Raw genomic sequence first — 24,494 nt, 5'->3', positions numbered from 1 at the left:
GGGGGCAGTATGAATTAGCTAGAATCTGGGCAGATCTACAGCCTAGATTCTATCGCCCTAAACTCTATCCTAGCTCGTGCCAGCCTAGATTCTGCTACTTTAGATTCTATATCACATCTTTTCTACTAGCTCCGTTTTGTTTCTTAGTAGTTTGCTACCTGTATTATCTTTTTGCCTACCACACCTTTATCCTATCCCTCGATGCCAGTGGTAGTCATTTGCGCCATTTATCACGCTTATCTCCTTGTAAGTCCGCCTTGAAGCCCAGATTTTTGCGCCTTATTCTTTTTACACAACCCCCTATCAATCCCATCTTTAAGGAGTATTTATGATTGCCTTTATCCCTCTCATTCTCTTCTCTGTATTGCTCAATGCCATAGCCCAGCTCCTGCTAAAGCGTGGTATGGGCGATCTTGGTGAGCTTAGCCTAAGTCTTAGCTTTATCCTAAAAGGCGTACTAAACCCATTTATCTTAGGAGGCTTGGCGATTTATGCCATTAGCATTGTTAGCTGGCTTATCGTGCTAGCGCGTGTGAATGTCTCTATTGCTTATCCATTCCTTAGTATAGGCTTTATTTTCTCAGCAGTTGTGGCGTATTTTGCCTTTGGCGAGCCGCTTACTTTGCAAAAGATCTTAGGCATAGCACTTATTTGTGCTGGGCTTGTCTTCTTAACTTTTAGCAGGGGGTAGCTATGCGCTATATTGTCATTGGTGGGAGCGGGTTTGTAGGCTCTTATACTATCACAGCCTTACAAGAGTCCATAGCGCAAGGGCGCATAGATTCTGGCGAGATTATCTGCTTAGATCGCGTGCAAAACCACACCCTAGGCACCTTTGTGTTTTGTGATTTGCTACAAGGTTTTGATTTCCCACTTAAATCTAGCGACATTATCATACATCTAGCCGCTAGAGCTTACGCGCCAAAGCCCCCACTTAAACCCTTTGGCTTAAAGACATTGGAGCGGTATTTTTATGATGTCAATGTCAAAGGCACACAAGCAATACTTAAGTCAATGCTAGAATCTAACGCGCGCAAGCTTATCTACTTTAGCACTGATATGGTCTATGGCAAGCCTGCTTACTTGCCTGTGGATACTAGTCATAATCGCGCACCCTTTGGCTACTATGGTCAAAGCAAGGTATTAGCAGAAGATCTAATTGCTAAAGCAAGAGAGCAAGGCATACAAGCTAGCATATTCCGCCCTAGAATTATCGTAGGGGCTGGGCGGTATGGGATTTTGACCAAGCTTTTTACACTTATTTCGCACTCTTTGCCTGTGCCACTTATTGGCGATGGCAGCAACTGCTACCAAATGATTAGCGTGCAAGACTGCGCGCGAGCAATCATCTGTGCCATAGAATCTAGCTTCCCCAATAATGCCTATAACCTAGGCTCACACAATCCCCCTACAATCAAAGCCCTTTTAGGCAATCTAATCACGCAAGTAGGCTCAAAGAGCAAGCTCATTCCCACGCATGCAAAAAGTGTGAAGCTTGCTCTAGGTGTGCTAGAGCAGCTAGGACTTCCGCTAATGTATAAGGAGCAATATGCCATAGCCGACTGCCAATACATTGTCGATATTAGTAGCACGCAAGCAGAGCTAGGCTGGAATCCACTCTATAATGATAGCGATATGCTCCTAGCTGCCTACAAGCACAAGTTCAAAGACTAGCATAAGTCTAATGCGCTATAATGCGCACTTGCTTTTGACTTTTATCCCGCCTTTGGAGATGATTATGGAAACACAAGCTTCTAAAACCACTAGCACTTCTACTAGCAGCACGCTTGCCCCCCGTTTTAGCCAAAGTTCTTACCAAGCGGTTTTAGCCTTTGGTATTTTTCTCTTTCTTTATGCATTAAATGCTCTTTTTCCCCCGCAAAGCGATGACTTAGGCAGAGGCTTAGGACTGCTACAAGGTGCGCTTAGTGTATATATGAATTGGCTAGGGCGTTTGGGTGAGCTACTAGCTGCGGGTTTTGGCAGCCACTTTGCTACCACGCCTTATTTTGCCCCACTAAATGCGCTTGTTGGCACTTATGTGATCTACGCCTTTTTCTTTATCGTCTTTGGGAGAAAGCCCAGCAATACTCTGCAAGATCTAGGCACAATTGCGCTTATACTTTTTATCCTTATGGTTGATGGCTCTTCATCATTTGGTGGGATTTTCATTGTCGTATTTGGTGCGTTTAATTATCTCTGGGCATATATGCTTATCTTTAGCTTCCTTATCCCTTATAGAATCTTACTTAGCTACACTCTAGGCAAGCGATTAGTGCCACCAAAGCTTTCATTTATCTGTGGAGTGGGACTCTTTGTGCTAGGGATTCTAGCTGGCTGGAGTAGTGAATTTATCATCGTGGCTATTGCATTTTTGCTAGGACTGCTTGTGTATATGCTCTACCAAAAGCAGCAAATCCCACTATGGTATATTGCTGGGATTGCTGGGCTTGTGGTTGGGTTTCTCATCGTTTTTTTAGCTCCGGGAGCATTGAAGCGTATCGCAGTATTTAGGGAGCTTGGCATCCCATTTCATAGCTTTAGCGAGCTACTTGCTCTAAGCTTTGGTGAGAAAATCGCGTGGCTAAAATATGTCTATGCTAAGGCGAATGGCTTTCTCACACTAGCAATTATCCTAGCAAGTGCGCTCTATCTCCTAGAATCTAACTTGAGCAAAACACAAAAGCTTATTTTCATCGTGCTTCTAACTATTGCCACACTTATCTTGCGCCAGCATACAAGCGGAGCATTTTTCCTACTCGCTCTTGTGTGGGCGTGGTATTTGAGCTTGCTAGCCCATAGGCAAAACAATCTTCCTTTGCGCAATATGCTTTTGTGCATTGGCTTTTGCTTTTTCGCTGTATTTATGTATAAGAGTGCCAATATCCAAATGGGCTGGCTACCTAAGCGCACTTCACTGCCTTTTACACTCTTGCATATCGCTATGGTGCTTGCGTTTTTGCACTATCTCACCTTATGCTATCCAACACTGCTTAAGCCCATTGCGACACTAGGGCTTGCAAGCTGTATTGCTTATGGGAGCTTTGTGCTTATCGCCTATATGGATATGCGTATCAAATGGCACGCTATGCTCTCATCAATCGCTACACAAAAAGCCCTAGGACAAGTGGATATAGTCGTGGATTCTGCGACATTTGCCTCATACTACAAAGGCTATGGTGACTTTGGCAACCCCGGAGAAGATCCAAAAGTGTGGCCCAACAACACCTACGCTAATTATTTTGGAGTAGAGAGCTTCACTGCTAAGCCTATGCGCCCATAATACGCTATAATCACTCCCTTTAATCCAACACAAGGAGCGATTATGAGCTTTGATAATAGCTATGTAGAACGCTTGCGCAAAAAAGCGCGAGGCGTGATTCTACCCACCCAAGAAATCTGCACTATTCTAGAATCTAGCTTTGACCTTAGCACACCGCGCACCATCGCAGACTTTGGCGCAGGAACACTGTATTTTAGTGAGTATTTTGCTACAATGATGACTAGTAGTGATATTTCTATAGGGGGGGGGCAAAAGCTTAAAAATTCAGTTTGCGGGCTAGAATCCAAAAGCGGTAATGAAAAACAACCGCAAGCCATAGAACACACTTTGCAAAAAGTGGATTCTAGCAACACCACAAATTTAAGCGAGCCAACAGCCAATCGCGCAGAATCCACTAGCAAAGTTCCAACGCCTCAATGCAAGGTTGTAGCCATCGACTCCATCTACACCACCCTAACCCCTCACACCCACTACCCCAACATCACCCTAGAATCTAGCCTAGATTCTGCCCTTTCACGCTATGCATTTGACCTATTTTTCGCAAGCGATGTGCTACACCACCTAAGCCAAGAGTTTATCAATAATCTCCTAGAATCCATCGCTTCTATCCCTATAATCGTAATCAAAGATATAGATTCTAGGCATTTACTTGGGCATTATGCAAACGCCTTGCACGACCTAGTCTTTAACCAAGAAAAAGTTTGCAAAGTCTATCCAAACAAGCTAGAATCCACACTGCAAGCTCTAGGCTACACCACGCGCTACCACTACCTGCCAAAACTTTGGTATCCGCACTTTTTGCTCCTAGCCTACAAAAGCGATCAAATAACCCAAACCACCACAAAGGATGCAAATGAGAGATGATGCCCTAGATATATTGCGTGGGATTTGTGCCATTAGCATTGTGCTAATCCACACGACATTTTGGAGTGGGGGGAGCTATGTGCCACAAGCAGTGCAGAGTCTCTCGCTGCTTATTGATGTGCCCGCCTTTTTCTTTATCGCTGGAATGGCTCTAGCATATAGCAAAAGCCCAAACCCATTGCCTGCTTTGTGGAAGCTAATTTTCTACTTTGGCGTGTGTATTGCTATTTATGATTTATGCGTAAGCATTAACGCTAAGCACATAAGCTTTATGAATACCGCAGCAGCCATCACGCTACACGGCTTTAGCACAAGCGCATTACCTGTACTTGGTGGGTCGTATTGGTTTGTGCCTGTTTTTTGCGTAGCAATGATTGCAAGCGCGCTTATTATAAGCTTTGTGCGTGTGCCATTAGCTTTGCTAGCGAGCTTTGCTCTAGGGCTTTATATCGCGGCTTTTTTTGGGATTTTTAGCTGGCAGGGATCCTTCCTTGGCGTAGGGCTTCAATATTTGGTATTTTATACTGCTTTAATCGTGCTAGGCTACCACTTTATCCGCTCTCAAAGCCAAAAGTCTATCATCATAGCTCTAGCAAGTGTGGGCATAGGAGGGTTTGCAATGCTTATGATCTTGCACTCTAGCGGATCTCTTTCACACCTGCCTAGTATCTTTGACCTCCAAGCACATAAATTCCCCGTATCTCTGCCCTATGTACTTGCTTCTTGTGCGAGCTTGGCAGGGCTTTTGGTGGGATATGTGTGGCTTGCAAAACGGGGGGGGGGGGGGAAACCGGTAAGGATAAAATAGATTCTATGGATTGCCAAGTGGGCAAGCCTACTAGCAATGACCAGAAGAGTGCGACTAGTGAAAAGCTAGATTCTAGCTTTTCTCTCCAAAACGCAAAAATTCTAAATAAGTCGCAGGAGGCGGGATTTACTAAAGCAATACAGCCTAAGCGCTATGCCTTTCTAAAGAAACTTACCATATTAGGATTCTTGCGCTTCGCTGGAGTCAATGCCATATACTTCTACATCGCACAAGGTATTTCTGCAAGCCTACTATTTCCAATACTGCGCCACTTCCCGCCACTTGCATGGTGGGTGAAGCTACCACTAGCATTTTGCATTAACCTTAGCTTATGTGTAGTGTTTGTATGGATTTTGATCTATATTTTTTCTACTATTAGCTCTCTTGGGCGAAGACTCACACACTAGAGCTAGGCGCAAGCCTAAGCACCTTTAAGCCACAACCTGCTATACTTGCGCGCAAAAAAGCACAAGGATTACTATGCGATTTGGCAAGATCCAATATCTAAACCTTATGCCCTTTGATGTGTTTTTAAGGTCTTGCCCTATTCCCACGCGTTATAAAAGCGCGGCATTTGCCAATCGTTCCTACCCATCAAGGCTTAATCAATCTTTTTTATTTCATCGCATTGATGCAGGCTTTATCTCTACAATCGCTGGCTATACTGCCCATCGCAAGCAGCGAGGCACGCAAGCTGGCATTGTGGCTAAAGGTGCGGTATGGAGTGTGCTAAGCTTAGAAGAAGAAGATCAAGTCACACAATCGCATAAAGTGGACTCTATCAATGGGGCACAAACTCTAAAAACACTAGCGCAGGATTCTAGGATTTTTACAAATACTAAAACCAAGCCACGCAAAGACTATCAATCTGATACCTCAAATGCTCTTAGCACTATCCTAGGCTTGCAAGGGCGTGTGCTTATAGGTGATAGAGCACTGCAATATCGATTTGCTGGTGGTAAGGCTATTGATATGGGGCAAGCGTGGTGGGAGAAGCACCGCTTACCCTTTGTCTTTGGTAGGCTCTGCTACAACAAGCATGCACATTTCTACACCAACATTGCACGCACCTTTGTCAAAAAGCGTGTCAAAATTCCACACTATATCTTACAAACGCGTGCCAAAGCCTGCGGTATTCCGAGTGCATATGTCCGTGAGTATTTAACCCATATCCACTATCATATCCAAGCAAAAGAGCGCATAGGCTTGGAGCGATTCTACCGAACCTTGCGCCTACAAGCAATCAAGCCCCCAAGTAGAATCTACCCACGCAATGTAAATTCTAGTAAATGCGCACTAAATGCACCCTATAAGGACTACTCTAATGTATAAAAAAGAGTTTGATAGCCTTTTACGCACACATATACCGCGTGCATGCTTGCTCTATGGTGAGAGTGAATATCTCATAGAATCTAGTATTAAAAGACTCTTGCAAGCAAATGCCCTAGAGCCAAAAGTGTTCAACTATGGGGAATACTCCCTAGCCCCTACGCTAGAGATTTTATCGCAAAGCAGTCTCTTTGGTGATGCGCAGTGCGTGGTGCTAAAACTTGAGAAAAAGCCCGGCGATAAGGAGATTAAAGCTCTTTTAAACGCTCTAGCACATAACCCTGACCACAGCCTAATCGTAGCATTTCTACGCGCAGAGAGCAAAACCCAAGCTCAATACGCACGCGATTTCAAAAGCCTTAGCACACATTTTAAGCACAAAGACATTTATGCTAGAAAGGCTAGCGATAGAAGTATTGATGAGAAAAAAAATGGCGTGGTAGAAGTGCGATTTTTTAAGCCAAACCCAGCAGAGGCAAAGGAGCTTCTCATCCAAGAAGCAAGGACATTGGGGCTTAGTATTGCTGGCAATTTGTTAGAATCCTTGCTAATTATGCAAAGCTATGACATCGCCCTAGCGCGTAGCGAGCTCTCAAAGCTCACTTTACTAGATCGTGCCATTACCCAGCAGGATATAGCCCAGCTTTGCTATGGGTTGGGGAGTGTGGAGATCGATGAGCTTTTGCAAGCACTCTTTAGCAAAGCTGACATAGCAAGAGTATTTGAGCAAATGCTAGATGGAGGACTAAGTAATGAGCTCTCGCTCTTAGGGGAGCTTGAGCAACATTTCTATAAGCTTTTTTTGTTTGCCGTATATATCCGCTTGCACGGAAAGCCAGATAGCAAGGAGATCCTAGGCTATGCCCTACCCTTTCAAGAGACAAACACCCTAGCCCAGCGTGCAATGAAGATTAAAGAGCGGGTGTTTTTGGAGATTTTTAGCCTGCTGGGATTATGGCGCAATGGCATTATGCAGGGACAAAAGTCCATATCCCTGCGTAGCTTAATCAAATTACAAGCTTTAGTAAGCTAGAATCGCCGTTTTATTTCTTGCTCTTGCCTATCTTTGTAGTTTAGATTCTCAGTCTAGAAGCTAGACGCGCTATCGGCAAGGGCTACTACCACAAGGAGTATGTATGAAGCGTTATGAGACGATGTTTATCATCAAGCCCACACTTGTCGAAGAAGAGATCAAGCAAAAGATCGACTTCTACAAAGATGTCATTACTAAAAATGGCGGTAGCATTGAAACTTGCCTAGATATGGGTATGCGAAATCTTGCTTATGAGATCAAAAAGCACAAACGAGGCTACTACTTTGTCATCTACTTTACCGCCAAACCAGAATCTATCCTGGAGCTTGAGCGACTCTATCGCATTAACGAAGATATTTTGCGCTTTATTGTGATTAAGTATGAGAACAAAAAGGAGCAAAAACAGTGGCAAACCCTTGCTGATAGGGCAAACAAAAAGCCTGAGCCAAAAGCTAAAAAGCTAGAATCTAGCGCAGAGGCAAAAGAATCCAGCGCAGAGCAGGCGCAGTAGCACAAGCCTAATAAGGGGACACAAAATGTTTAATAAAGTCATCATCGTAGGGAATCTTACCCGCGATGTGGAGAAGCGCTACCTGCCTTCAGGCATAGCGATGTCGCTCTTTGGTCTTGCGAGCACACATCGCTTCAATAAGCAAGATGGCAGCAAGGCTGATGAGACTTGTTTTGTCGATGTGAAGATATTTGGACGCTCCGCGGAAGTCGCTGAGCAGTATCTCCACAAAGGCAGTCGTGTGCTGATTGAAGGGCGGCTTGTGTATGAGAGCTGGGTGGATCAAAGTGGCGCGAAGCGATCTAGACACTCTATCTTGTGCGAGAGTATGAAAATGCTTGATAGAAAGGCAGATAGTCAAGGGCAAGGTGGCGGCGAGTATGCTGAGCAAAATCAAGGCTACTACAATCAAAGCCAGCCCTACTCCAATCAACCCTACTCGCAGCCACAAGCTAGCAAAACTTACCAGCAAGCACCACAGGGGCAAAGCGGCGGAAATGGATATGAGCAAAATATCCCAAGCATTGACATCAATGATGATGATATACCATTCTAGGAGCAAACAATGGAAAGAAAAAAATACTCAAAACGATACTGCAAATACACAGAGGCAAAAATCGAGTTCATCGACTACAAGGACATTGATATGCTTAAGCACTCTCTCTCTGAGCGATATAAGATTATGCCACGCCGTCTCACAGGCAACACAAAAAAGTGGCAAGAGCGTGTAGAAGTAGCGATTAAGCGTGCTAGACATATGGCTCTAATCCCCTATGTCATCGACCATAAAAAAGTCGTAGAAAATCCTTTTAAGCTCTAAGCCTTACCCCTAGAATCTAGCATAGATTCTAGGGTACTCTTCAACACTCTCCCAGACATACTAAAATCTACCTGTGCTTACTGTCAATATAAGGAGCGAGTACATAAGATTCTAGCTCTAGTGGATTACCCTGCCCTGCGTATGTATAAAAATCAGCCCCATACAAGAAGCAATCATAATTAAGCGACAAGCTCCCAATATCAAATGCCTTAAACCCTAAGCCATCAAGCCAAAATCCAAGTATCTTAGCACTATGCCCAAGTGCTAAGATAGCGCAAGTATGGGTAGAATCAAAGCCACTTAACACTTCTTGCACATAGCCCTTAAACTCATCTAAATGCTCATAAGCATCGTGATGAGGCAGGTGATTTATCCTAAGCACACTGCGTGCATTGGAGAAAAGATCATTATGCACGCCACTTGAAGAGTATCGCCCCTCAATCACAATGCAGTCTTTTTGCTCCCAAAGCTTGGCTATTTTATGGATCAATAGCTCTTTATAGAGTTGCAATAGCCACCTACCATAATCATCATCGATAAACAATCGTGGGAATGCTTTAAGCCTAGATTCTAGTCTCTCATACTCGCAGGTATCAATTTTACGCGCTAGCAGTGCAACTTCAATTGGCGTAGTATAAAACATATTAGCATCAAAATACACCCTATCACTAGGGAAATACGCCGCCACATAAAACGCACTAATATTTTCACACGCATAAAGCAAGCGTGGCGAGATTTGGGTAGTTGCTTCACTCTGGGTTTGGGATTCTAGCGTAGCATTCTCTTGGTTGGATTTAGCCCCGAAGCCCATGCGCTCAAGTTGTCCCCCCCCCCCCCCGATTTGCGTGGTAAGGATAAATCAGCACAGGATTTAGTCCTATGGGGAGATTCTCTCTACAAGCTTGCTCAATACAGGCAAGCAAATCAGCCTTTAACGCGGGGGAGAAGCGGTGAAATCCACCAGCTTTATTGGCAAGTGTCATCATCTCGCCATCACCAATGCGCAAAAAGCTCTTAGACTCACGCACTAAAAAGTCAATAGACTCCAAAGGATCAAGGATCTTATAAGAAGCAAAAAGTCTCTCTCTAGCAAATAGCTCTAGAAGCAGCGTGCTTTCGTTCCTGGGACAAGTAGCCCTAATCTCATCTAAAATCGGCTTATAGAGTATGTGCGCTATGGGAGCAAAGATCGCTGCATACACTGCTTTAAGCCAAGAGCGCAAGAGATTTTTAAGCTGTCGTCCTATTTTCATAGTTTTCCTTTAAGATTCTAGTTGAAGCAAATGTGCAAATACCACGCCATCAATACCTTGCAAGGCACACTCCTCTATCTGGCTTGACCCACCAATAACACAAAGCACCTTAGAATCTAGCAAATACTCATCTGCTAGGGTTTGATACACCTTAGGACTAGAATCCACTAGCAAATACCTCGGCAAGAAATATGCCCCGCTAAGAAACTCCACCACATCATGCACCCTAATGGCAAAATCAATACCATTGACTTTGGCATAAGAGCATAGTGCAAACTCGCTATCATCGTGGAAGTCAAACCACGCTATTTGTTCAAATGGGCTAGAGCTTGCTTGCAAAGTGCGTAAAGATTCTAAATCTTTAGTGTAGATAAAGCGCGTGGGATAGATTAAATCGTGCAGTCCTATAATAATCATCACTACCCCTTCACTCTGGCAAGCAAGCTTTGGAGCAGTAGTATTGTCCACGGAATTTCACCGCCTCACTCATAGGTAAAAATACCCTGCAATGCGCACAGGCGATGAGATCTTGGCTTATATCATCTGACATAAGGTCTGGCTCTTTAACCTCTGCTTTACTAGGTGCTTTTGTGACACTAGTGATAAAATGCCCCACCCTTCTAGCGACAGATAGCACAAGCCACAGCAACGCCAAGCCAAGCAATAGCAACGCGATCACTCGAAGCATCATAATTCCTTATAGACATAGATTCTAGCATTATAGCGATATAGGGTTACTTTTGGGTCGCTGGCATTGAGAGCGATATGGTAGCTTTGCCCCCCTTTATAGAGCAAATATGCCCCATTATCTGCTATAAGCGACCTTGTAATAGCAAATATCTCGGTATTCGATAAGCTTGCACGCGAAGTGATGAGGCTAGCGCGCTGAGATAGACTAAGATCTTGTACGCGCGCATTTTCTACACAAATATTCTTAAGTCCTAGCCTATATGCCACAAAGCGCAAGAACGCCGCTCTCTTTTTCCTAGGCTCACATAAAGTAAAGTGCGATTGCTGACATAAAATGCCTAGCACAAGCGCGGGTAACCCGGCTCCAGAACCTATATCAAGACATTGATCAAAGGGCTTTATCACGCGCAATGGCAAGATAGAATCCACAATCTGCCTAAGCATATCTGCCATCGTACGCGTAGTACTGAGATTATGAGAAGTATTCCACTCAAGCAAGATTTTGGCATACATTTCTAACTGCGTGGCTACTTGTAAAGGATTAGTAGTAGTAAAGGTAGATTCTAGCCAATGCACCAGAGCTTGTAAATCAAAGCTACTAGAATCTAGCGCATAAGGCGTGAGATCAGTGGCACTCCCCAACATAGCTACACCCCCTAAAGGATTAGCATAGCATCACCATAGGAGTAGAATCGATACTCTTTAGCGATGGATTGCTCATAAATCTGCCGCCACTGCTCATAACCCACCATAGAAGCCACAAGCATTGTAAGCGTGGATTTGGGCAGGTGAAAATTAGTCAAAAGGTAATCCACATATCGTGGCTTATCACCTAAATGCAGAAAAATATCACATTGCGCGTGCAAATCAGCATAGGGCTTAGGGTGCGCTTCATAGAGCCTTGCAGCATACTCCACGCTTCTAAGCGCGCTTGTACCCACGCATAGGCGCGATTTGGCACACAAGAGTTTCTCGAGAGCTTGAGCTGTGATATGCAAGGATTCTGTATGCATTTTATGATTTCTAATATCAGGGACATTAACACTAGCAAATGTCCCAGCACCAATATGCAATGTCAAATACGCCACTTGCTCCTTTAGAGCTTCTAACATAGTAGAAGATAGGTGTAGCGATGCTGTTGGAGCGGCGATCGCGCCTGCTTGCGTAGCGAAGAGACTTTGATAGTCTTGCGCATCATTGTCATTAGAAGCTCTTTTGATATATGGAGGCAGTGGGATATGCCCTATCTCTTCAAGCATTGCTAGCACGGCTTCTTGACTTAGAAATCTCTGGCTAGATTCTATATCTTGCGTGAAAAAGCGCGTAACTCGGTGTCCATTATCTAGCAGTGCTACCACTTGCGCATAGAATCCAGCACACGCAAATACATCGCCAAGCTTGACTCTACCGCGGATTTGGCAGAGTGCTAGCGCGCCAGAATCTAGCGGACTTGCACAAGTGGAATCTAAGGTATTAGCACTTGAAAGTGTGCGTAGATCATCGCCAGTAGCAAAGCGGTGGAAAAATATCTCTCGTGCAGTTTGTGAGCCAAGTTTTTTACCATAGATTCTAGCTTTTAGCACGCGTGTGTTGTTTAGCGCGATAATACAGTCCTTAGGGATAAACTCCAGCAAATGCGCGAAAGTAGTATGTGTAATGTGCTCTTTGGTGCGATCATAGACAAGGAGCTTGGCAGCTTCTCTGGGATAGATTGGAGCGGTGGCGATAAGGTGCTTTGGCAAGGGGTAGTCATAGCTTGATAGGGCAAACATCACTAACGCTTAGAATCTAAATCACTAGAAACAGACTCGCTGCTAGATTCTGGTGATTTCTTGGCTGGATTGATAAACTTGGCGATGAGAATTGAGAGCCCATAGAGTAAAACAAGTGGGATAGCCATAAGTAGCTGTGAGAAGGGATCTGGAGGCGTGATAATAGCTGCGACCACAAAGATAATCACCACCGCGTATTTAAAAAACTTCTTCAAACTCTCATCAGTAATCATTCCAACCCTAGCCAAAAAATACGCCAGTACAGGCAACTCAAAAGCTATGCCAAAACCTAGCACCACACGGATAAAAAACCCCACATAGCTCTCCACGGAGATATTGGCTTCAAACATATCGTTTCCAAAAAGCAAAATATATTCAATCATAAATGGAAAGATGATAAAGTAGGCAAAAAGCGCACCAAGGATAAACATCGCCGTGCCAAAGCCCACAAATGGCAAAATGATCTTTTTTTCATTCTTATACAACCCCGGAGCGACAAAAAGCCAGAGTTGCCAGAAAATAATTGGCGTAGAAATTGTAAAAGCCACAAGAAAAGACAAGCTCATCGCAGAAAATATCCCCTCTAGTGGGGTAAGCTGCATTAGCGTGCCTTGCACCCTATCAGCAAACGCACTCTCAATAGGGAGTTTTACAATGGCAAAAATCTGCTTCCAAAATGCAAAACACACAATAAATGCAACAATCACGCTAACAAGTGCGATAATAAGTCTCTTACGCAAGTCCTGTATATGGGGCTTTAGCTCTTCAAACATTGGCTAGACCTTATTTGTAGCAGATTTAGTGGATCTGGTGCGCTTAGGCTTAGGAGTGGTAGAATCCAGCTTGCTTGGCATTTTGCTCGCTTGCTTGACAGGCTTCTTGGCTCTTTTATCGGATGCACTATTTTTTTTAATAGCCTTTGCTTGAGTCTTGAGCTTTTTGCTAGGGAGATTAGCTTGAGAAGCCTTAAGCGACTCTTGCGCTAAGCCAGAATCTAGCACACTAGATTCTAAGGAATATTGCTCACTATCGCCAACTTTTGTTGGTGGCAGTGCCTTATACTCACTAAATATCTCATCAATCTCTTGGAGTTGCATATCTTTAGTAATATTATCAACTTGGGAAGTGAAATGCTGATGGTAACTTATGGCTTCTTGCTGCAAGGCAGAGAGATTTAGCTCACTATCAATTGTCTGCTTAGTATCATGGATAGTCTTCTTCACCACCTTGAAAAATTTAGCCGCATCGACAATGGCTTGCGGAAGCTTATCAGGACCCAGAAAGATTATTGCCACAATGACAATAACCACTATTTCAAAAAACCCCATACCAAACATACAAAACCTTGAAAGAATCTATACAGACTTTCTCAACAAAACACTTAAGGACTTCGCCACAAGACTAAAAAACACAAACACACAACACACTAACACTCCAGCCAACACGCTCAAAAACAATAACTCTGTTACAAAATATGTAACATAAAGCGTAAGCACCGCCCCACCAATCCCAACGCCGACAAAAAGCCCGCTAAAAAAGTCGAGAATTGTAGGAAGGTGTTTGTGCAATTTAGTGCCCTTCTTCTTCCACTAGCACCGCACCAGCTAGATAAACATAAGTAAGGATCATAAAGACAAATGCCTGAAGTAATGCCATAAACGCCAGAATTGCAAAAGGTACAACAGGCACAAGCCAAGGCACAAGCATAAGCATAACTAGCAAAAACATATCATCACCCTTAATATTTCCAAAAAGACGGAAAGAAAGCGAGATAATACGAGAGAGATGAGAAATGATTTCAATGGGGAACATAAGCGGAGCTAACCACTTCACAGGACCCATAAAATGCGCGAAATAATGGATCACTCCTTGCGTGCGGATACCCTCAAAATGGTAATAGAAGAACACCACAAGAGCTAGCACGAGAGTAAAATCCCATGCCGCCGTAGGTGCTTCAAAGCCCGGAATCATACCAATAATGTTACAAAAAAACACATAAAACCCTATTGTCCCAGCAAGCGGGAAATATTTACGCGCCTTTTCTTCACCAATGACATCTTTTGCCATATAGAGCATACCGCTAATAGTTGCTTCATAGAGATTTTGCAAACCACTGGGGATAACTCGCATATTGCGCGTAGCAAGCTTTGCCATAAACACACACACAACCGCGCATAAAATCGTATAGAATGCCGTGATAAAATGGTGATCAGAATTGATCATTCCAGCGAATGTAAAGAGCCTATCTTCCATAGCAAGTCCTCGTCTTTTAAAGAGATTTGCCAAATTGTGCCGAAATTTTTCTCAATAATTTATTAAATTCACATTTTCTAAGACTCTAGAACTCTAAGCATCATTACCCACACCAAAGCTAGAATCTATAAGCGTTATAAAACCCACCGCTCGCGCTCACCCAAAACTAGCACAGACTCTATCAATTTATCAATATCGCCATCTAGCACGCCATCAGTATTGCTTGTAGTGCAATTGCTTCGCAAATCCTTTACCTGTTGGTAGGGGGCTAGAACATAGCTTCTTATTTGATGTCCCCATCCTATTTCACTTTTTTCCGCATTTACCACGCCTTCACTCTGCTTTAGCCGTTCTAGCTCATAGAGTTTGCTCTGCAGCATTTTCATAGCCGTCGCTTTATTTTTATGCTGACTTCTATCATTTTGACACTGCACGACTATACCTGTTGGAAAGTGTGTTATGCGGATAGCAGATTCTGTCTTATTCACATGCTGACCGCCCGCTCCACTAGTACGATAGGTATCAATGCGAATATCTTTATCTAAAATTTCTATATCTATATCTTCGCTGAGTTCGGGGCTTACCTGCACACTAGCAAAGCTTGTATGGCGTTTGGCATTAGCATCAAAGGGTGAGATTCTAACAAGTCTATGCACACCATTTTCACTTTTGGCATAGCCATAAGCATTTTCACCTTTAATGATAAATGCCACCCCTTTAATACCCGCTTCTTCGCCATCTTGATAGTCTAGTAGCTCCACTTTAAATCCCCGTCGCTCACTCCAGCGCAAATACATACGATAAAGCATAGAAGCCCAATCTTGGCTTTCTGTCCCTCCAGCCCCGGGCTGAATGGTAACAATGGCGTTTGAATAGTCAAACTCTCCACTTAGTATGACTTCAATCTCCACCTTTTGTATATGGTTTTTCAAAGATTCTACATTTTCAAACAACAGCTCCAAAGTGCTAGAATCCCCCTCACTCTGTGCTATCTCAAATAGCTCCTTTGCGTCATCTAGCTCGACTTTCATCTCTATGTAAGTACTTAAAATCCGCTCACATTTTCGCTTTTCCTTTGTGATTTCCCCAGCCCTCTTTACATCATTCCAAAACTCTTGGTGGGACTCTAGCTCATTAATCTCATCTAGTCGCTTTTGTAAGGAATCGGGTTTTAGAATCTTTGCTATATTTTGTGCTTTGTTTTGTAGTGTTTTTAACAACTCGCTATACTCATAAGAATCCATTATGTGCCTTTAGTGCAAATATCCAAGCATTGTAGCACGACTAGGCTTAATTACTAATCGCACTAAGAATCCACTTGGCTTATCATAAAAGTGCTTTTAAATATGATTGTAAGCAATAGACTTTAATTAGATCCTTGTAAAATATAGTTATTGCGCCATTTAGCAAAAACCCCTAGAATCTTATGGTTATATTTTTCCTAAGGATATACAAATGGATTCTACGCAGGGGTTCTTAGCGATTCTACACAAGAGCAAAAAGGACTTTTTCTCTTTCCCTATGATCATATTAAATATCGCGCCTATTGCACTTGGACTGGCAATATGGGGTGGGATACTCTATGCATTTTCTGATATTTTGATCACTTATGTCAAAGAGCTCTTGCCAGAATCTTGGCAGGCATATATCCAAGCTAACGGTAATATCCTAGCGCAAGGAGTTACTATTTCCTTATATGTGTTACTTGGATTTTGTGTAATTTTATTAGCACTTGTAGGCAATGTCTTTGTTAGCATTTTTTACACACCGCTTGCAGTCGCCTATATTCGTAAGCACCACTATCCACAAATATCAAAGCTCACAAGCTTGCCACTGACTGTTACCTTGCGACAGTTTACAAAAGCCTTTGTCCTGCTATGCGCACTATGTATGTTTTGCGTGCCAGTGCTATTTATCCCAATCATTGGTGGAGCAATAATGCTTGTGCCATTTTTTGTATTTTTCTATCAAACAATGCTTTTTGACATAGGGCACGAAGTACTAGGAGTAGAGCAATACGGCAAACTACAAGCAGCTAAACGCAAATATACAACCACCTTACTAACATATCTACTAGGACTTATACCAATTCTAAATTTTTTCACGCCGCTACTACAAGTGATTATCCTAAGCCACTACTGCTTCCATATTGCTATGCAAAGCAGTGTGACACACACATCTCCAGCGCCCTAGTACCGCTCTATAGCAATCACGCCACTACGCACAATTTCTTTAGGTTTAAAGCGTGACATAGCTTTAATAAGACTAGTGATCCTATGAGGCTTCTCTGTAGCTACGATAATGATATATTTTTCATTTGCATTGGCTATTTTGCCATTATAGGCGTGTGCCAAAGTCTCTATACTCGCTAGATCTTCTTCTATGCCAATTTTGATCAGCACGCTTTCTTTCTCTAAGAAATCATTATCATCGCTAACCTTTAGTACCGGAATAAGCTTATGTAATTGCTTAATAATCTGCTCAAGCACGCGCGCTTCACCCTCTGTAGCAATGGTAATCCTGGAGAGATCGCTATTTGGTATAGGAGCTACAGTGAGCGATTCTATATTATATCCCCTACCAGCAAAAAGCCCCGATATACGAGCCAACACACTATGTTCATTTACCACAACCACGCTAATAATCTTTCTTGCCATTTTTGTCCCTATTTAAGAATCATCTTATCCAGTGGAGCACCACCGGGTACCATAGGCAACACACTTTCATACCGATCCACCACTACATCAATCAAACATACCTGCCTGCTATCAAGCGCCTTTTGCATTATTGGGATAAAATCTTCTTTGCGCTCAATACGGAACCCTAACCCACCAAAGCTCTCAGCCAATGCGACAAAATTTGGCTGTAACGATAAATCTGTATGAGAGAATCTATTTTCATAGAAAAATGTCTGCCACTGACGCACCATACCCAAATAGTTATTATTAAGAATAACATTAATAACAGGGATTTTACTCTCCACGCAAGTGATCAACTCTTGAATATTCATCAAAATACTGCCATCACCTGTAATGTTGATAATATGCTTATCCATATTGGCAAAATACGCTCCCATAGCCGCTGGGAATCCAAAACCCATAGTTCCAAGCCCCCCACTAGTAAGAAACTCTCTAGGCTCACTAAAAGGATAAAATTGAGCCGCCCACATTTGATGTTGTCCAACATCTGTAGAGATGATCGCGCCACCATCTAAAAGCTCCCCTAAACGCTCAATAACCCATTGAGGTTTGATAGAATCTGTACTATCTTGGTAGCTTAATGGATGCAGATTTTGATAACCATTCAAATGCTCGCGCCACTGGTGAAACTCACTAGAATCTATCTGCGTAGCCACATCAAGCAACTCTTCGCAAACAGCACTCATATCCCCAACGATAGGATAATCCACTTCTATAATCTTGCCAATTGAGCTTGGATCAATGTCAATATGAGCAATCTTAGCATTCTTAGCAAACTCACTAACCTTACCTGTAACGCGATCATCAAAACGCGCGCCAAAACACAGTAACAAATCACATTCACACATCGCCATATTTGCCACATAAGTGCCGTGCATCCCAACCATACCAAGGTTATAAGTATCGTCAGCAGCAAGCACGCCTCGTGCCATCAATGTCTCCACGCTCGGCAGTCCAACCTTATGGACAAAATCACGCACCAGAGTGCTTGCATTACTCGCTATTGCACCACCACCTATATAACCCAAAGGCTTTTTTGACATTTTGATAGCTTCAATAAGTTTTTTGATTTGCCGCTGATTGGGCTTATAAGTCGGCTTATAGGTGCGCAGACTCACCTCGCTTGGATAGATGAATTCACCAGTATTTGCCGAAATATCTTTGGGAATATCTATCAATACCGGACCACATCGCCCACTTCTAGCAATATAAAATGCCTCTTTAATGATCCGTGGTAAATCTTTAATATCTTTTACAAGAAAATTGTGCTTTGTACAGGGGCGGGAAATGCCAACTGCATCAATCTCTTGAAACGCATCGGTGCCAATTTGAGCCACAGGCACTTGCCCACTAATCACCACAAGCGGAATAGAATCCATATAGGCTGTAGCTATACCTGTTACAGCATTAGTAAAACCAGGTCCAGAAGTAATGAGCGCCACCCCTACTTTACCACTGGCACGAGCATATCCATCAGCAGCGTGAATAGCGGCTTGCTCGTGTCGCGTAAGAATATGCCTAAATACGACTGCCTATACAGCTCGTCATAAATATTTAAAACAGCACCACCGGGATACCCAAAGATAATCTCCACACCCTCTAAATGTAGAGCCTCGATAAGCATTTGGGAGCCATTTAGTACACCACTCATAGTATCCCCCTACTCTATATAACACCATGGAAGATGTTTAATCGTTGTATTATTTCCTATTTAGACTGCGCTTCAAAAATAGCCTTAACTCCACCATTTTCACCATCTTTTTCAAACACAAGCTTACCTTCTTGAAGCATAAAACGCACAGAATTATCAGAGAATAGCTTAATAAGCGACTCTTCAAGCTCCATAGATTTCGGCTCACATAGCATTCTAGTCATACCAGAATTAGCACTTTGAAATTGATCGCCATTTATCTTATATGACCCAAAAAATGAGTTACAACCAGAATAGCCATTAAACTTATCCTTATCAATAGTGATCGACACATACCTATCGCTATGATTTGTATCAATAGGATTTCCACCATCATTTAAAGACACGAGATTCCAAGTATTATACAGATTCACAGAGTCATCTCCACAAGCCACAAACGCCAAAGCCAAAACACATACCCCTAAAGTTTTTTTCATATAATTTTCCCCGCTTTTCATACTAAGTTTCTGTAGGTTTTTTAGGATAGCAAAACCGATACCCCCTCCTACGCACTGTCTCTATTGTAGCAATATTAAGTGGCTTATCCATCTTCTGCCTAATTTGATTGATAGCTACTTCAATAACATTTGGAGTTACCAGCTCTGGCTCCTCCCAAATAGCATCAAGCAACTGCTCCTTTGACACAATTTGATCGCGGTGGCGAGCTAAGTGCGTTAGCACTTCAAATGGCTTACCTTTAACTTCAATCTCCTTGCCCTTGTAGGTGATCTTTTCTTCATCTGGATTGATCACAAGATCATCAATCTCAATCGTACTAGACCCCCAGAATCTCAGGCGGGCTTCAATGCGAGCAAGCAATACCGAAAATTCAAAGGGCTTTGCGACAAAATCATCAGCACCACTCTTAAACGCCAAAATCTCTAGGTCTGTTTTTGGCTTGTGAGCCAGCACAATAACAGGCACTCTAGGAGATTTTGCTTTCACCTCTGCAATCAAATCCAAACCATTTCCATCGGGTAGTTTGATACCAGCAAGCACTAAATCATAGTTGCGGATATTGACATAATACGAGCCATCCTTCATACTTTCTGCTATGTCTGTTTGATATCCGCTCGCATTAAGCTCATCACTGATCTTCTTGCTTAAAGTCGCATCATCTTCAACCACTAGAATACGCATATTTCCTTCCTTCAAAAGCTTTTTCTTTGGAATCTTGAGTATGTTGTGTGTGGCATACCAAGAAATGCTAAAGTTGGATTATAACACAAAATACCGATGATTTTCAGCTATTTCTTATAATTTTTTTATTGTAGTTAAAGCATTATATAACTACGCATACGCGCAAAACTTAGAATCCTGATGGTGGTGTAGCAAATCACTCCAATCCACAAACTAGCCACTTGCGCCTTAACCAAATGCCCACCATCATCTATGTTTATGCTATACATTATCTATACTTCCATAAACTTTTTGTAAAAATTATGTAAATATTTACTTTTGTATTCCATAATTCCAACCAGCCGGACGGCCAATGTCCGGCTGAACGCATTCTTGAGAGTGTCTTTTACATTATCTTGGTTTTATGCGTTGCTCTCCTTTTTGTTTATTTAACTCCTTATCACCTTGCGCTCCCCCTGGCGACAAGGTGGTCCTATCTGCAATACCAACTGTCTTAGACACAACACCTAAAATCTATAGGTAATTCACGAGCGACATTTGATTAATTCTGCTTGTGGAGTTCATCACAGCACTTAGATTTGTTGTAATATTGGAAAACTTATTGTAAGTGTCGGCAATATCTGTGCCGATATTTTGCCCCTTAAGCCCCTCAATCTGTGTCCTCAAAATCTCGTGGCGGCGTATGACATTTTCAAAGGTTTTGCCGTGCGAGCCATTAAGGGCGATAATTTTTTCTATATGGTCGCTTAAGTGATCAAAAGCCGTTATACCATTTTGCACCCCTTTATTGCGCATAATGGCACCATAAGTGTCTTTCGCCCCGGCGCGATATATGCCCTTGCGCACCGCTTCGATAATTTCATCAATTTCTTTGAAAAAATTAATTTCTGGCGTATCAATTACTAGTGCATTATTGGCATTAAGACGCAAGGAGTTTGTATTACGCTTAAGCCTATCTTGCGAGAAGTCATTGGTGCTTGCGTCATAAAACATCACATTCATTCGTGTAACAGAACGCATTTTATCTTGAATTTGGATCCTCCCATCTGGAGTCATCACTACATCAAACATTCCTTTAGCATCGGCGAGCAGCTGAACATACGCATCTTTAGTCGCCTGTAAGACACCGCCATTTGGTGGCTCAACTGCCTTATAAGAATCATTATCTTGATTGCTATAATTTAGTGCTATGCTTATGGCGTCCATAAGCTGGCGATATGTTACATCATCAGGCTTTGTAATACTTACTCCTGGGGGGTCATCAATAGGATTAAATAATGGGATAGTATAATCCTGCCCATCTCTAAGATTTGGCAGTAGCATATATGCCCCTGCTTGATCAAACACAATACGTGCCTCCACTTGCATACCATTCATATCATTAACTTTTAGCAAATATGACTGCCCCTCTATACTTGCCCCCACAACATCACTAAGTCTTGTTTCGCCATTTGCATAGCCACTGCCATTGGCTAGAACTTGAGAAACACTAGAAGTAATCTTTGAGCCTTCAACCTGAAAAAATGTGCGATCATACTCATTGGCATAATCCGTGGATATACCATCAGTTTGCGCACCAAACTCATCGAGTGTTGTTAGAGCAATGGAGAATCCATGCTCACCATTAAAAGGTGGATCTTGAAAGTCGTGATCCTGATTGGCTACATTATTATCAATAACAATCAAGCGCCCTTTAGTAATTGTTACATCTATATTGCCACCAAAATGCTCTTTAATAGCCCGAGCAAGATCCCTTGCAGTAGCATCCTTAATATCAAAATATAAGAAATCTAGTGGCTCTTTTCCCTCTCCTGTATCAATCTTACCATCTGGCGTATTTGGACGCATACCACTAATGAGTAAAGTAGAGACATTGGGTGGGAAAAGGTCTTCAAGCCTTGTAGTCATCTCCGCAGCTTTATTGTCCCTAGTGATGAAAGCAGTAGGTAACTCTACTTTGCGAAAGTCACTCCGATCCGTTACCCCCACAGCCGTCGATACTGCTCTATCAGTAAGAAACGCACTTTGGTTATAAGCTGTAACGCGTGCGCCATTAGTAATTAACTCATCAATATTATCAACATTCATATCGCTTGATATCATATGAAAATCTATCCCTGACTTCCCCGGCTCTAAATCTTTAATCTCAATCTGTCCCCACTGATTAAGCGTAACCTCTACAACCTTATTTAACGCAGTGTTGCCAAACTCCTTACCAATGCGATCGAGCAAGTCCTGTACTTTTGTCGCACGCCCATCATTGGAAAACCCTTTATCTAAAGAAAACTTAGACTTAAATACCGACCCGTCGGAACGCACACCACGCAAGTAAAAATACTCTGGCGCATCATTGCTTGGGTCACTATCATCATCACCAATTAAATCACGCAAGGTATCGCTGGCTTTAATATATACTTCTTCAGAAAGATTGCTGCGATTAGAGCTATCCATAATGCCCGGATGCAACTTAGATTGATTAAGCATTTTTAAGTTCGTGGTGATAATGCGCTGCTTGTCGCTATCCCTACCAAAGAATAGCTCCTGCCCAGTTACATTATATGGCACAAGATTATGTGAGCTTACTAGGACTTTGAGCTTTTCGTCATTGCCATAATAATTGCCATCTTCATCAAATGGCGGGTGATCCACCCTACTGCCACCAAAGATAAAATTCCCGCCAATAGAAGTGTTTGCCAAGCTTAGAAAGTGCTTTTTTAAAGCCTCCATATCATTGGCGATGGCTTCTCGCGAAGATGAAGAGTGTATATCATTTGCCGCGTGGATTAGCTTTGTTTTAAACTGCACCATTGTTTCTGATAAATCTGACAAAGTTTTATCAGTATTAAGCGTAGCGGTTTGGGCGTGTTCAGAGACATCAATCCCTTGGACTAGGTTATTGATCTCATTTTCAAAGCGGAGATTTTGATTATAGACACTCGCATCTTGGTAACCATATTGGATTTTTAGCCCAGAAGCAATCTGAGTGTTCTTATCATTAAGCTTGTTTTGCAAGGTATTTTGATGGTGATTCATTTGGTTGTATTTTGTCCCAAATGTGATACGCATACACTTCTTTCCTTATTATAGAATCTAAACTAGCCCACCGCCCCAAATCCTCACATTATAGCAAAATGTAAGCAAAAAAAGTGCCACTTTAGATTCTAACTCTCACTACTCCCGCGCCTGCGTAAGAATCTTTATGTAGTCTTTATAAATTTGTTTAGCATTAGGCAGGATTTTGTCATTTACCTTTCGCAGCGGATAGATTCTAAAGTTTTTCCCGTTTTCGTGGTGTGTATAGATCAGCTCCGCGCGCACATCGCTTAAAGATACTCTAGGCACAAACTCTCTCTCTGTATTTTGCTTAGCAAGGAGAGCTTCACGCTTTTTTGTGTCAAATAGGTGTATCCGCACAGAAGTAAGCATACCCACACGCTTATTTATGCCCTTTTGCGCGGAGATAAGATTCCCGTGAGAGTAGATTACAAGCGTATTGCCAATTTTCTCAATAGGCTGGATTACATGAGGGTGATTGCCTATGACAATATCCACCCCAAGACTTGCTAAAAATGCTGCAAGCTCTCTTTGTTCCTTGCTTGGAGTAAAGTCATACTCTATACCCCAATGCATCGACACAAGTAGCAAATCCACCTTATCTCGCAGTGCTTTTATATCTTGTGCAAGCATTTCCTTGTTATATACATTAACAAGATATTCCTTACCCTTTGGGATAGGAATACCATTAGTCCCATAAGTATAAGCAAGGAGTGTGTAGCTAATGCCATTTTTCTCATAGATTCTAGGCTTTGCCCTATCTTCTTGGCTCACATAGCTTCCTGCAATAGCAATCGTTCGCGCCTTCTCCTGCTTATGCCAATACTCAAGCATAGCGCGCACACCCTTTTCGCCTTTATCTAGCGTATGGTTGTTTGCCAAAGAGATTAAATTAAAGCCTAGCTTTAGCATACAATCTCCAAATTCCTGTGGAGAATTAAAAGATGGATAACTACTAAGCCCAAGCTCTACACCACCTAAAATGGTCTCTTGATTATAAAAGGCTAAGTCATAGCGCGCAACAAGCGGTGCGATAGGAGCAAACATCGGAGCAAAATCATAAATGATCTTGCTAGATTCTAGCTTTTGCGCATCGTTATAGACTGGTGTGTGCAAAAGCGCGTCCCCTGCCATCACAAGCGACAAAGAATGTGCGCGTGTAAAAAGTCGCTTTACTATTGGCTGCTTGGCTTCTTGGCTAGCTACGCTAGATTCTAGCGGGTAGCCACAAAGCACGCCACACGCGAGAATACATAACCAAAAGATGCGTAGATTCTGCCACATTTACTTACCCT

The 24,494-nt window shown here is 42.6% G+C and carries 30 protein-coding genes and 1 pseudogene; 13 read left to right on the top strand and 18 right to left on the bottom strand.

Translation table 11 applies throughout. The features are described 5' to 3' along the window. From IKB69_RS01810 to rpsR, 12 genes are all read left to right on the top strand, one after another. Positions 1–332 (top strand): hypothetical protein (locus tag IKB69_RS01810; RefSeq protein ID WP_290945513.1); only part of this gene is annotated, 332 nt, incomplete at its 5' end. After that, positions 329–691 carry a hypothetical protein gene (locus tag IKB69_RS01805; RefSeq protein WP_290945511.1) on the top strand — a complete coding sequence of 121 codons (363 nt, stop codon included), beginning with the start codon at positions 329–331 and terminating at the stop codon, positions 689–691. The genes IKB69_RS01810 and IKB69_RS01805, both read left to right, overlap by 4 nt. A 2-nt stretch (positions 692–693) precedes the next feature. Beyond that, a complete protein-coding gene (locus IKB69_RS01800; RefSeq protein ID WP_290945509.1) occupies positions 694–1,674 on the top strand; it encodes an NAD(P)-dependent oxidoreductase in 981 nt (326 codons plus the stop codon). A gap of 10 nt (positions 1,675–1,684) precedes the next feature. Beyond that, positions 1,685–3,283 carry a DUF6056 family protein gene (locus IKB69_RS01795; protein ID WP_290945507.1) on the top strand — a complete coding sequence of 533 codons (1,599 nt, stop codon included), beginning with the start codon at positions 1,685–1,687 and terminating at the stop codon, positions 3,281–3,283. Positions 3,284–3,325: 42 nt separating this feature from the next. Next, the gene (locus tag IKB69_RS01790; RefSeq protein ID WP_290945505.1) at positions 3,326–4,147 is read left to right on the top strand and encodes a hypothetical protein; all 822 of its coding nucleotides are present in this window, start codon (positions 3,326–3,328) and stop codon (positions 4,145–4,147) included. Then, positions 4,137–4,955: an acyltransferase family protein gene (locus IKB69_RS01785; protein WP_290945503.1), complete on the top strand. Its 819-nt coding sequence runs from the start codon at positions 4,137–4,139 to the stop codon at positions 4,953–4,955. The genes IKB69_RS01790 and IKB69_RS01785 overlap by 11 nt, the downstream gene beginning before the upstream one ends. Next, the gene (locus IKB69_RS01780; protein WP_290945501.1) at positions 4,907–5,362 is read left to right on the top strand and encodes a hypothetical protein; all 456 of its coding nucleotides are present in this window, start codon (positions 4,907–4,909) and stop codon (positions 5,360–5,362) included. The genes IKB69_RS01785 and IKB69_RS01780 overlap by 49 nt, the downstream gene beginning before the upstream one ends. Before the next feature lie 73 nt (positions 5,363–5,435). Next, on the top strand, positions 5,436–6,287 hold the full coding sequence (locus IKB69_RS01775) for an MqnA/MqnD/SBP family protein (RefSeq protein ID WP_290945499.1): 852 nt from the start codon (positions 5,436–5,438) through the stop codon (positions 6,285–6,287). After that, positions 6,280–7,317 carry a DNA polymerase III subunit delta gene (gene holA, locus IKB69_RS01770; protein ID WP_290945497.1) on the top strand — a complete coding sequence of 346 codons (1,038 nt, stop codon included), beginning with the start codon at positions 6,280–6,282 and terminating at the stop codon, positions 7,315–7,317. The genes IKB69_RS01775 and holA overlap by 8 nt, the downstream gene beginning before the upstream one ends. A gap of 103 nt (positions 7,318–7,420) precedes the next feature. Continuing rightward, entirely contained in the window at positions 7,421–7,828 is a 408-nt protein-coding gene (rpsF, locus tag IKB69_RS01765) for a 30S ribosomal protein S6 (protein WP_290945495.1), read from the top strand. 25 nt (positions 7,829–7,853) lie between these two features. Further along, entirely contained in the window at positions 7,854–8,384 is a 531-nt protein-coding gene (locus tag IKB69_RS01760; protein ID WP_290945493.1) for a single-stranded DNA-binding protein, read from the top strand. A 9-nt stretch (positions 8,385–8,393) separates the two neighbouring features. After that, positions 8,394–8,648, top strand: coding sequence for a 30S ribosomal protein S18 (gene rpsR, locus IKB69_RS01755; RefSeq protein WP_023930631.1), 255 nt, complete (start codon positions 8,394–8,396; stop codon positions 8,646–8,648). Positions 8,649–8,715: 67 nt separating this feature from the next. Here rpsR and IKB69_RS01750 read toward each other — a convergent pair whose 3' ends face one another. The 11 genes from IKB69_RS01750 to prfB form a co-directional block, all read right to left on the bottom strand. Continuing rightward, a complete protein-coding gene (locus IKB69_RS01750; protein ID WP_290945490.1) occupies positions 8,716–9,459 on the bottom strand; it encodes a GT-D fold domain-containing glycosyltransferase in 744 nt (247 codons plus the stop codon). A 4-nt stretch (positions 9,460–9,463) separates the two neighbouring features. Then, complete coding sequence (locus IKB69_RS01745; protein WP_290945488.1) at positions 9,464–9,901, bottom strand: hypothetical protein; 438 nt, start codon at positions 9,899–9,901, stop codon at positions 9,464–9,466. A gap of 9 nt (positions 9,902–9,910) precedes the next feature. Beyond that, a complete protein-coding gene (locus IKB69_RS01740; protein ID WP_290945486.1) occupies positions 9,911–10,318 on the bottom strand; it encodes a hypothetical protein in 408 nt (135 codons plus the stop codon). A 10-nt stretch (positions 10,319–10,328) separates the two neighbouring features. Further along, on the bottom strand, positions 10,329–10,592 hold the full coding sequence (locus IKB69_RS01735) for a PP0621 family protein (RefSeq protein WP_290945484.1): 264 nt from the start codon (positions 10,590–10,592) through the stop codon (positions 10,329–10,331). After that, entirely contained in the window at positions 10,589–11,236 is a 648-nt protein-coding gene (rsmG, locus tag IKB69_RS01730; RefSeq protein WP_290945482.1) for a 16S rRNA (guanine(527)-N(7))-methyltransferase RsmG, read from the bottom strand. Before rsmG ends, IKB69_RS01735 begins: the two co-directional genes overlap by 4 nt. Positions 11,237–11,247: 11 nt before the next feature. Next, positions 11,248–12,363 (bottom strand): tRNA preQ1(34) S-adenosylmethionine ribosyltransferase-isomerase QueA, encoded by a 1,116-nt coding sequence (queA, locus tag IKB69_RS01725; RefSeq protein WP_290945480.1) that lies wholly within the window; start codon positions 12,361–12,363, stop codon positions 11,248–11,250. A 2-nt stretch (positions 12,364–12,365) separates the two neighbouring features. After that, positions 12,366–13,136, bottom strand: coding sequence for a twin-arginine translocase subunit TatC (tatC, locus tag IKB69_RS01720; RefSeq protein ID WP_290945478.1), 771 nt, complete (start codon positions 13,134–13,136; stop codon positions 12,366–12,368). Between the two features lie 3 nt (positions 13,137–13,139). Continuing rightward, a complete protein-coding gene (gene tatB / locus IKB69_RS01715; RefSeq protein ID WP_290945476.1) occupies positions 13,140–13,700 on the bottom strand; it encodes a Sec-independent protein translocase protein TatB in 561 nt (186 codons plus the stop codon). An 18-nt stretch (positions 13,701–13,718) separates the two neighbouring features. Further along, positions 13,719–13,931 (bottom strand): hypothetical protein, encoded by a 213-nt coding sequence (locus IKB69_RS01710; RefSeq protein ID WP_290945474.1) that lies wholly within the window; start codon positions 13,929–13,931, stop codon positions 13,719–13,721. 1 nt (position 13,932) lies between these two features. Further along, complete coding sequence (locus IKB69_RS01705) at positions 13,933–14,616, bottom strand: F0F1 ATP synthase subunit A (RefSeq protein WP_023930623.1); 684 nt, start codon at positions 14,614–14,616, stop codon at positions 13,933–13,935. Between the two features lie 134 nt (positions 14,617–14,750). Further along, positions 14,751–15,860: a peptide chain release factor 2 gene (prfB, locus tag IKB69_RS01700; protein ID WP_290945469.1), complete on the bottom strand. Its 1,110-nt coding sequence runs from the start codon at positions 15,858–15,860 to the stop codon at positions 14,751–14,753. A gap of 211 nt (positions 15,861–16,071) precedes the next feature. On the opposite strand from prfB, the gene IKB69_RS01695 reads away from it, so the two are divergent. Further along, entirely contained in the window at positions 16,072–16,809 is a 738-nt protein-coding gene (locus IKB69_RS01695) for an EI24 domain-containing protein (protein ID WP_290945467.1), read from the top strand. On the opposite strand, the gene ilvN is transcribed toward IKB69_RS01695, so the two are convergent. From ilvN to IKB69_RS01660, 7 genes and pseudogenes are all read right to left on the bottom strand, one after another. Further along, on the bottom strand, positions 16,806–17,273 hold the full coding sequence (ilvN, locus tag IKB69_RS01690; RefSeq protein WP_290945466.1) for an acetolactate synthase small subunit: 468 nt from the start codon (positions 17,271–17,273) through the stop codon (positions 16,806–16,808). The genes IKB69_RS01695 and ilvN overlap by 4 nt on opposite strands. 8 nt (positions 17,274–17,281) lie before the next feature. Next, positions 17,282–18,966: pseudogene (locus tag IKB69_RS01685) on the bottom strand (acetolactate synthase large subunit). A 56-nt stretch (positions 18,967–19,022) separates the two neighbouring features. Continuing rightward, complete coding sequence (locus IKB69_RS01680) at positions 19,023–19,442, bottom strand: META domain-containing protein (protein ID WP_290945464.1); 420 nt, start codon at positions 19,440–19,442, stop codon at positions 19,023–19,025. 22 nt (positions 19,443–19,464) lie between these two features. Beyond that, positions 19,465–20,145 carry a homeostatic response regulator transcription factor HsrA gene (hsrA, locus tag IKB69_RS01675; protein ID WP_290945462.1) on the bottom strand — a complete coding sequence of 227 codons (681 nt, stop codon included), beginning with the start codon at positions 20,143–20,145 and terminating at the stop codon, positions 19,465–19,467. 134 nt (positions 20,146–20,279) lie between these two features. After that, positions 20,280–20,414, bottom strand: coding sequence for a hypothetical protein (locus IKB69_RS01670; RefSeq protein ID WP_290945460.1), 135 nt, complete (start codon positions 20,412–20,414; stop codon positions 20,280–20,282). 244 nt (positions 20,415–20,658) lie between these two features. Continuing rightward, positions 20,659–23,211: a flagellar hook-associated protein FlgL gene (gene flgL / locus IKB69_RS01665; RefSeq protein WP_290945458.1), complete on the bottom strand. Its 2,553-nt coding sequence runs from the start codon at positions 23,209–23,211 to the stop codon at positions 20,659–20,661. A 105-nt stretch (positions 23,212–23,316) separates the two neighbouring features. Continuing rightward, positions 23,317–24,483 (bottom strand): CapA family protein, encoded by a 1,167-nt coding sequence (locus IKB69_RS01660; RefSeq protein ID WP_290945456.1) that lies wholly within the window; start codon positions 24,481–24,483, stop codon positions 23,317–23,319. Between the last annotated feature and the right edge of the window lie 11 nt (positions 24,484–24,494).

It is taken from the genome of Helicobacter sp. (genome assembly GCF_017502485.1).
Taxonomy (GTDB): Bacteria; Campylobacterota; Campylobacteria; order Campylobacterales; family Helicobacteraceae; genus Helicobacter_B.
The sequence above is the reverse complement of the archived record's forward strand: the minus strand, read 5'-3'. Positions and strand labels throughout refer to the sequence as shown.

What these genes read in the sequence shown, in the direction of transcription:
- IKB69_RS01805 (WP_290945511.1), top strand. Translation starts at nt 329, where the DNA reads ATGATTGCCTTTATCCCTCTCATTCTCTTCTCTGTATTGCTCAATGCC.
- IKB69_RS01800 (WP_290945509.1), top strand. Translation starts at nt 694, where the DNA reads ATGCGCTATATTGTCATTGGTGGGAGCGGGTTTGTAGGCTCTTATACT.
- IKB69_RS01795 (WP_290945507.1), top strand. Translation starts at nt 1,685, where the DNA reads ATGCGCTATAATGCGCACTTGCTTTTGACTTTTATCCCGCCTTTGGAG.
- IKB69_RS01790 (WP_290945505.1), top strand. Translation starts at nt 3,326, where the DNA reads ATGAGCTTTGATAATAGCTATGTAGAACGCTTGCGCAAAAAAGCGCGA.
- IKB69_RS01785 (WP_290945503.1), top strand. Translation starts at nt 4,137, where the DNA reads ATGAGAGATGATGCCCTAGATATATTGCGTGGGATTTGTGCCATTAGC.
- IKB69_RS01775 (WP_290945499.1), top strand. Translation starts at nt 5,436, where the DNA reads ATGCGATTTGGCAAGATCCAATATCTAAACCTTATGCCCTTTGATGTG.
- holA (WP_290945497.1), top strand. Translation starts at nt 6,280, where the DNA reads ATGTATAAAAAAGAGTTTGATAGCCTTTTACGCACACATATACCGCGT.
- rpsF (WP_290945495.1), top strand. Translation starts at nt 7,421, where the DNA reads ATGAAGCGTTATGAGACGATGTTTATCATCAAGCCCACACTTGTCGAA.
- IKB69_RS01760 (WP_290945493.1), top strand. Translation starts at nt 7,854, where the DNA reads ATGTTTAATAAAGTCATCATCGTAGGGAATCTTACCCGCGATGTGGAG.
- rpsR (WP_023930631.1), top strand. Translation starts at nt 8,394, where the DNA reads ATGGAAAGAAAAAAATACTCAAAACGATACTGCAAATACACAGAGGCA.
- IKB69_RS01750 (WP_290945490.1), bottom strand. Translation starts at nt 9,459, where the DNA reads ATGGGCTTCGGGGCTAAATCCAACCAAGAGAATGCTACGCTAGAATCC.
- IKB69_RS01745 (WP_290945488.1), bottom strand. Translation starts at nt 9,901, where the DNA reads ATGAAAATAGGACGACAGCTTAAAAATCTCTTGCGCTCTTGGCTTAAA.
- IKB69_RS01740 (WP_290945486.1), bottom strand. Translation starts at nt 10,318, where the DNA reads ATGATTATTATAGGACTGCACGATTTAATCTATCCCACGCGCTTTATC.
- IKB69_RS01735 (WP_290945484.1), bottom strand. Translation starts at nt 10,592, where the DNA reads ATGATGCTTCGAGTGATCGCGTTGCTATTGCTTGGCTTGGCGTTGCTG.
- rsmG (WP_290945482.1), bottom strand. Translation starts at nt 11,236, where the DNA reads ATGTTGGGGAGTGCCACTGATCTCACGCCTTATGCGCTAGATTCTAGT.
- queA (WP_290945480.1), bottom strand. Translation starts at nt 12,363, where the DNA reads ATGTTTGCCCTATCAAGCTATGACTACCCCTTGCCAAAGCACCTTATC.
- tatC (WP_290945478.1), bottom strand. Translation starts at nt 13,136, where the DNA reads ATGTTTGAAGAGCTAAAGCCCCATATACAGGACTTGCGTAAGAGACTT.
- tatB (WP_290945476.1), bottom strand. Translation starts at nt 13,700, where the DNA reads ATGTTTGGTATGGGGTTTTTTGAAATAGTGGTTATTGTCATTGTGGCA.
- IKB69_RS01705 (WP_023930623.1), bottom strand. Translation starts at nt 14,616, where the DNA reads ATGGAAGATAGGCTCTTTACATTCGCTGGAATGATCAATTCTGATCAC.
- prfB (WP_290945469.1), bottom strand. Translation starts at nt 15,860, where the DNA reads ATGGATTCTTATGAGTATAGCGAGTTGTTAAAAACACTACAAAACAAA.
- IKB69_RS01695 (WP_290945467.1), top strand. Translation starts at nt 16,072, where the DNA reads ATGGATTCTACGCAGGGGTTCTTAGCGATTCTACACAAGAGCAAAAAG.
- ilvN (WP_290945466.1), bottom strand. Translation starts at nt 17,273, where the DNA reads ATGGCAAGAAAGATTATTAGCGTGGTTGTGGTAAATGAACATAGTGTG.
- IKB69_RS01680 (WP_290945464.1), bottom strand. Translation starts at nt 19,442, where the DNA reads ATGAAAAAAACTTTAGGGGTATGTGTTTTGGCTTTGGCGTTTGTGGCT.
- hsrA (WP_290945462.1), bottom strand. Translation starts at nt 20,145, where the DNA reads ATGCGTATTCTAGTGGTTGAAGATGATGCGACTTTAAGCAAGAAGATC.
- IKB69_RS01670 (WP_290945460.1), bottom strand. Translation starts at nt 20,414, where the DNA reads ATGTATAGCATAAACATAGATGATGGTGGGCATTTGGTTAAGGCGCAA.
- flgL (WP_290945458.1), bottom strand. Translation starts at nt 23,211, where the DNA reads ATGCGTATCACATTTGGGACAAAATACAACCAAATGAATCACCATCAA.
- IKB69_RS01660 (WP_290945456.1), bottom strand. Translation starts at nt 24,483, where the DNA reads ATGTGGCAGAATCTACGCATCTTTTGGTTATGTATTCTCGCGTGTGGC.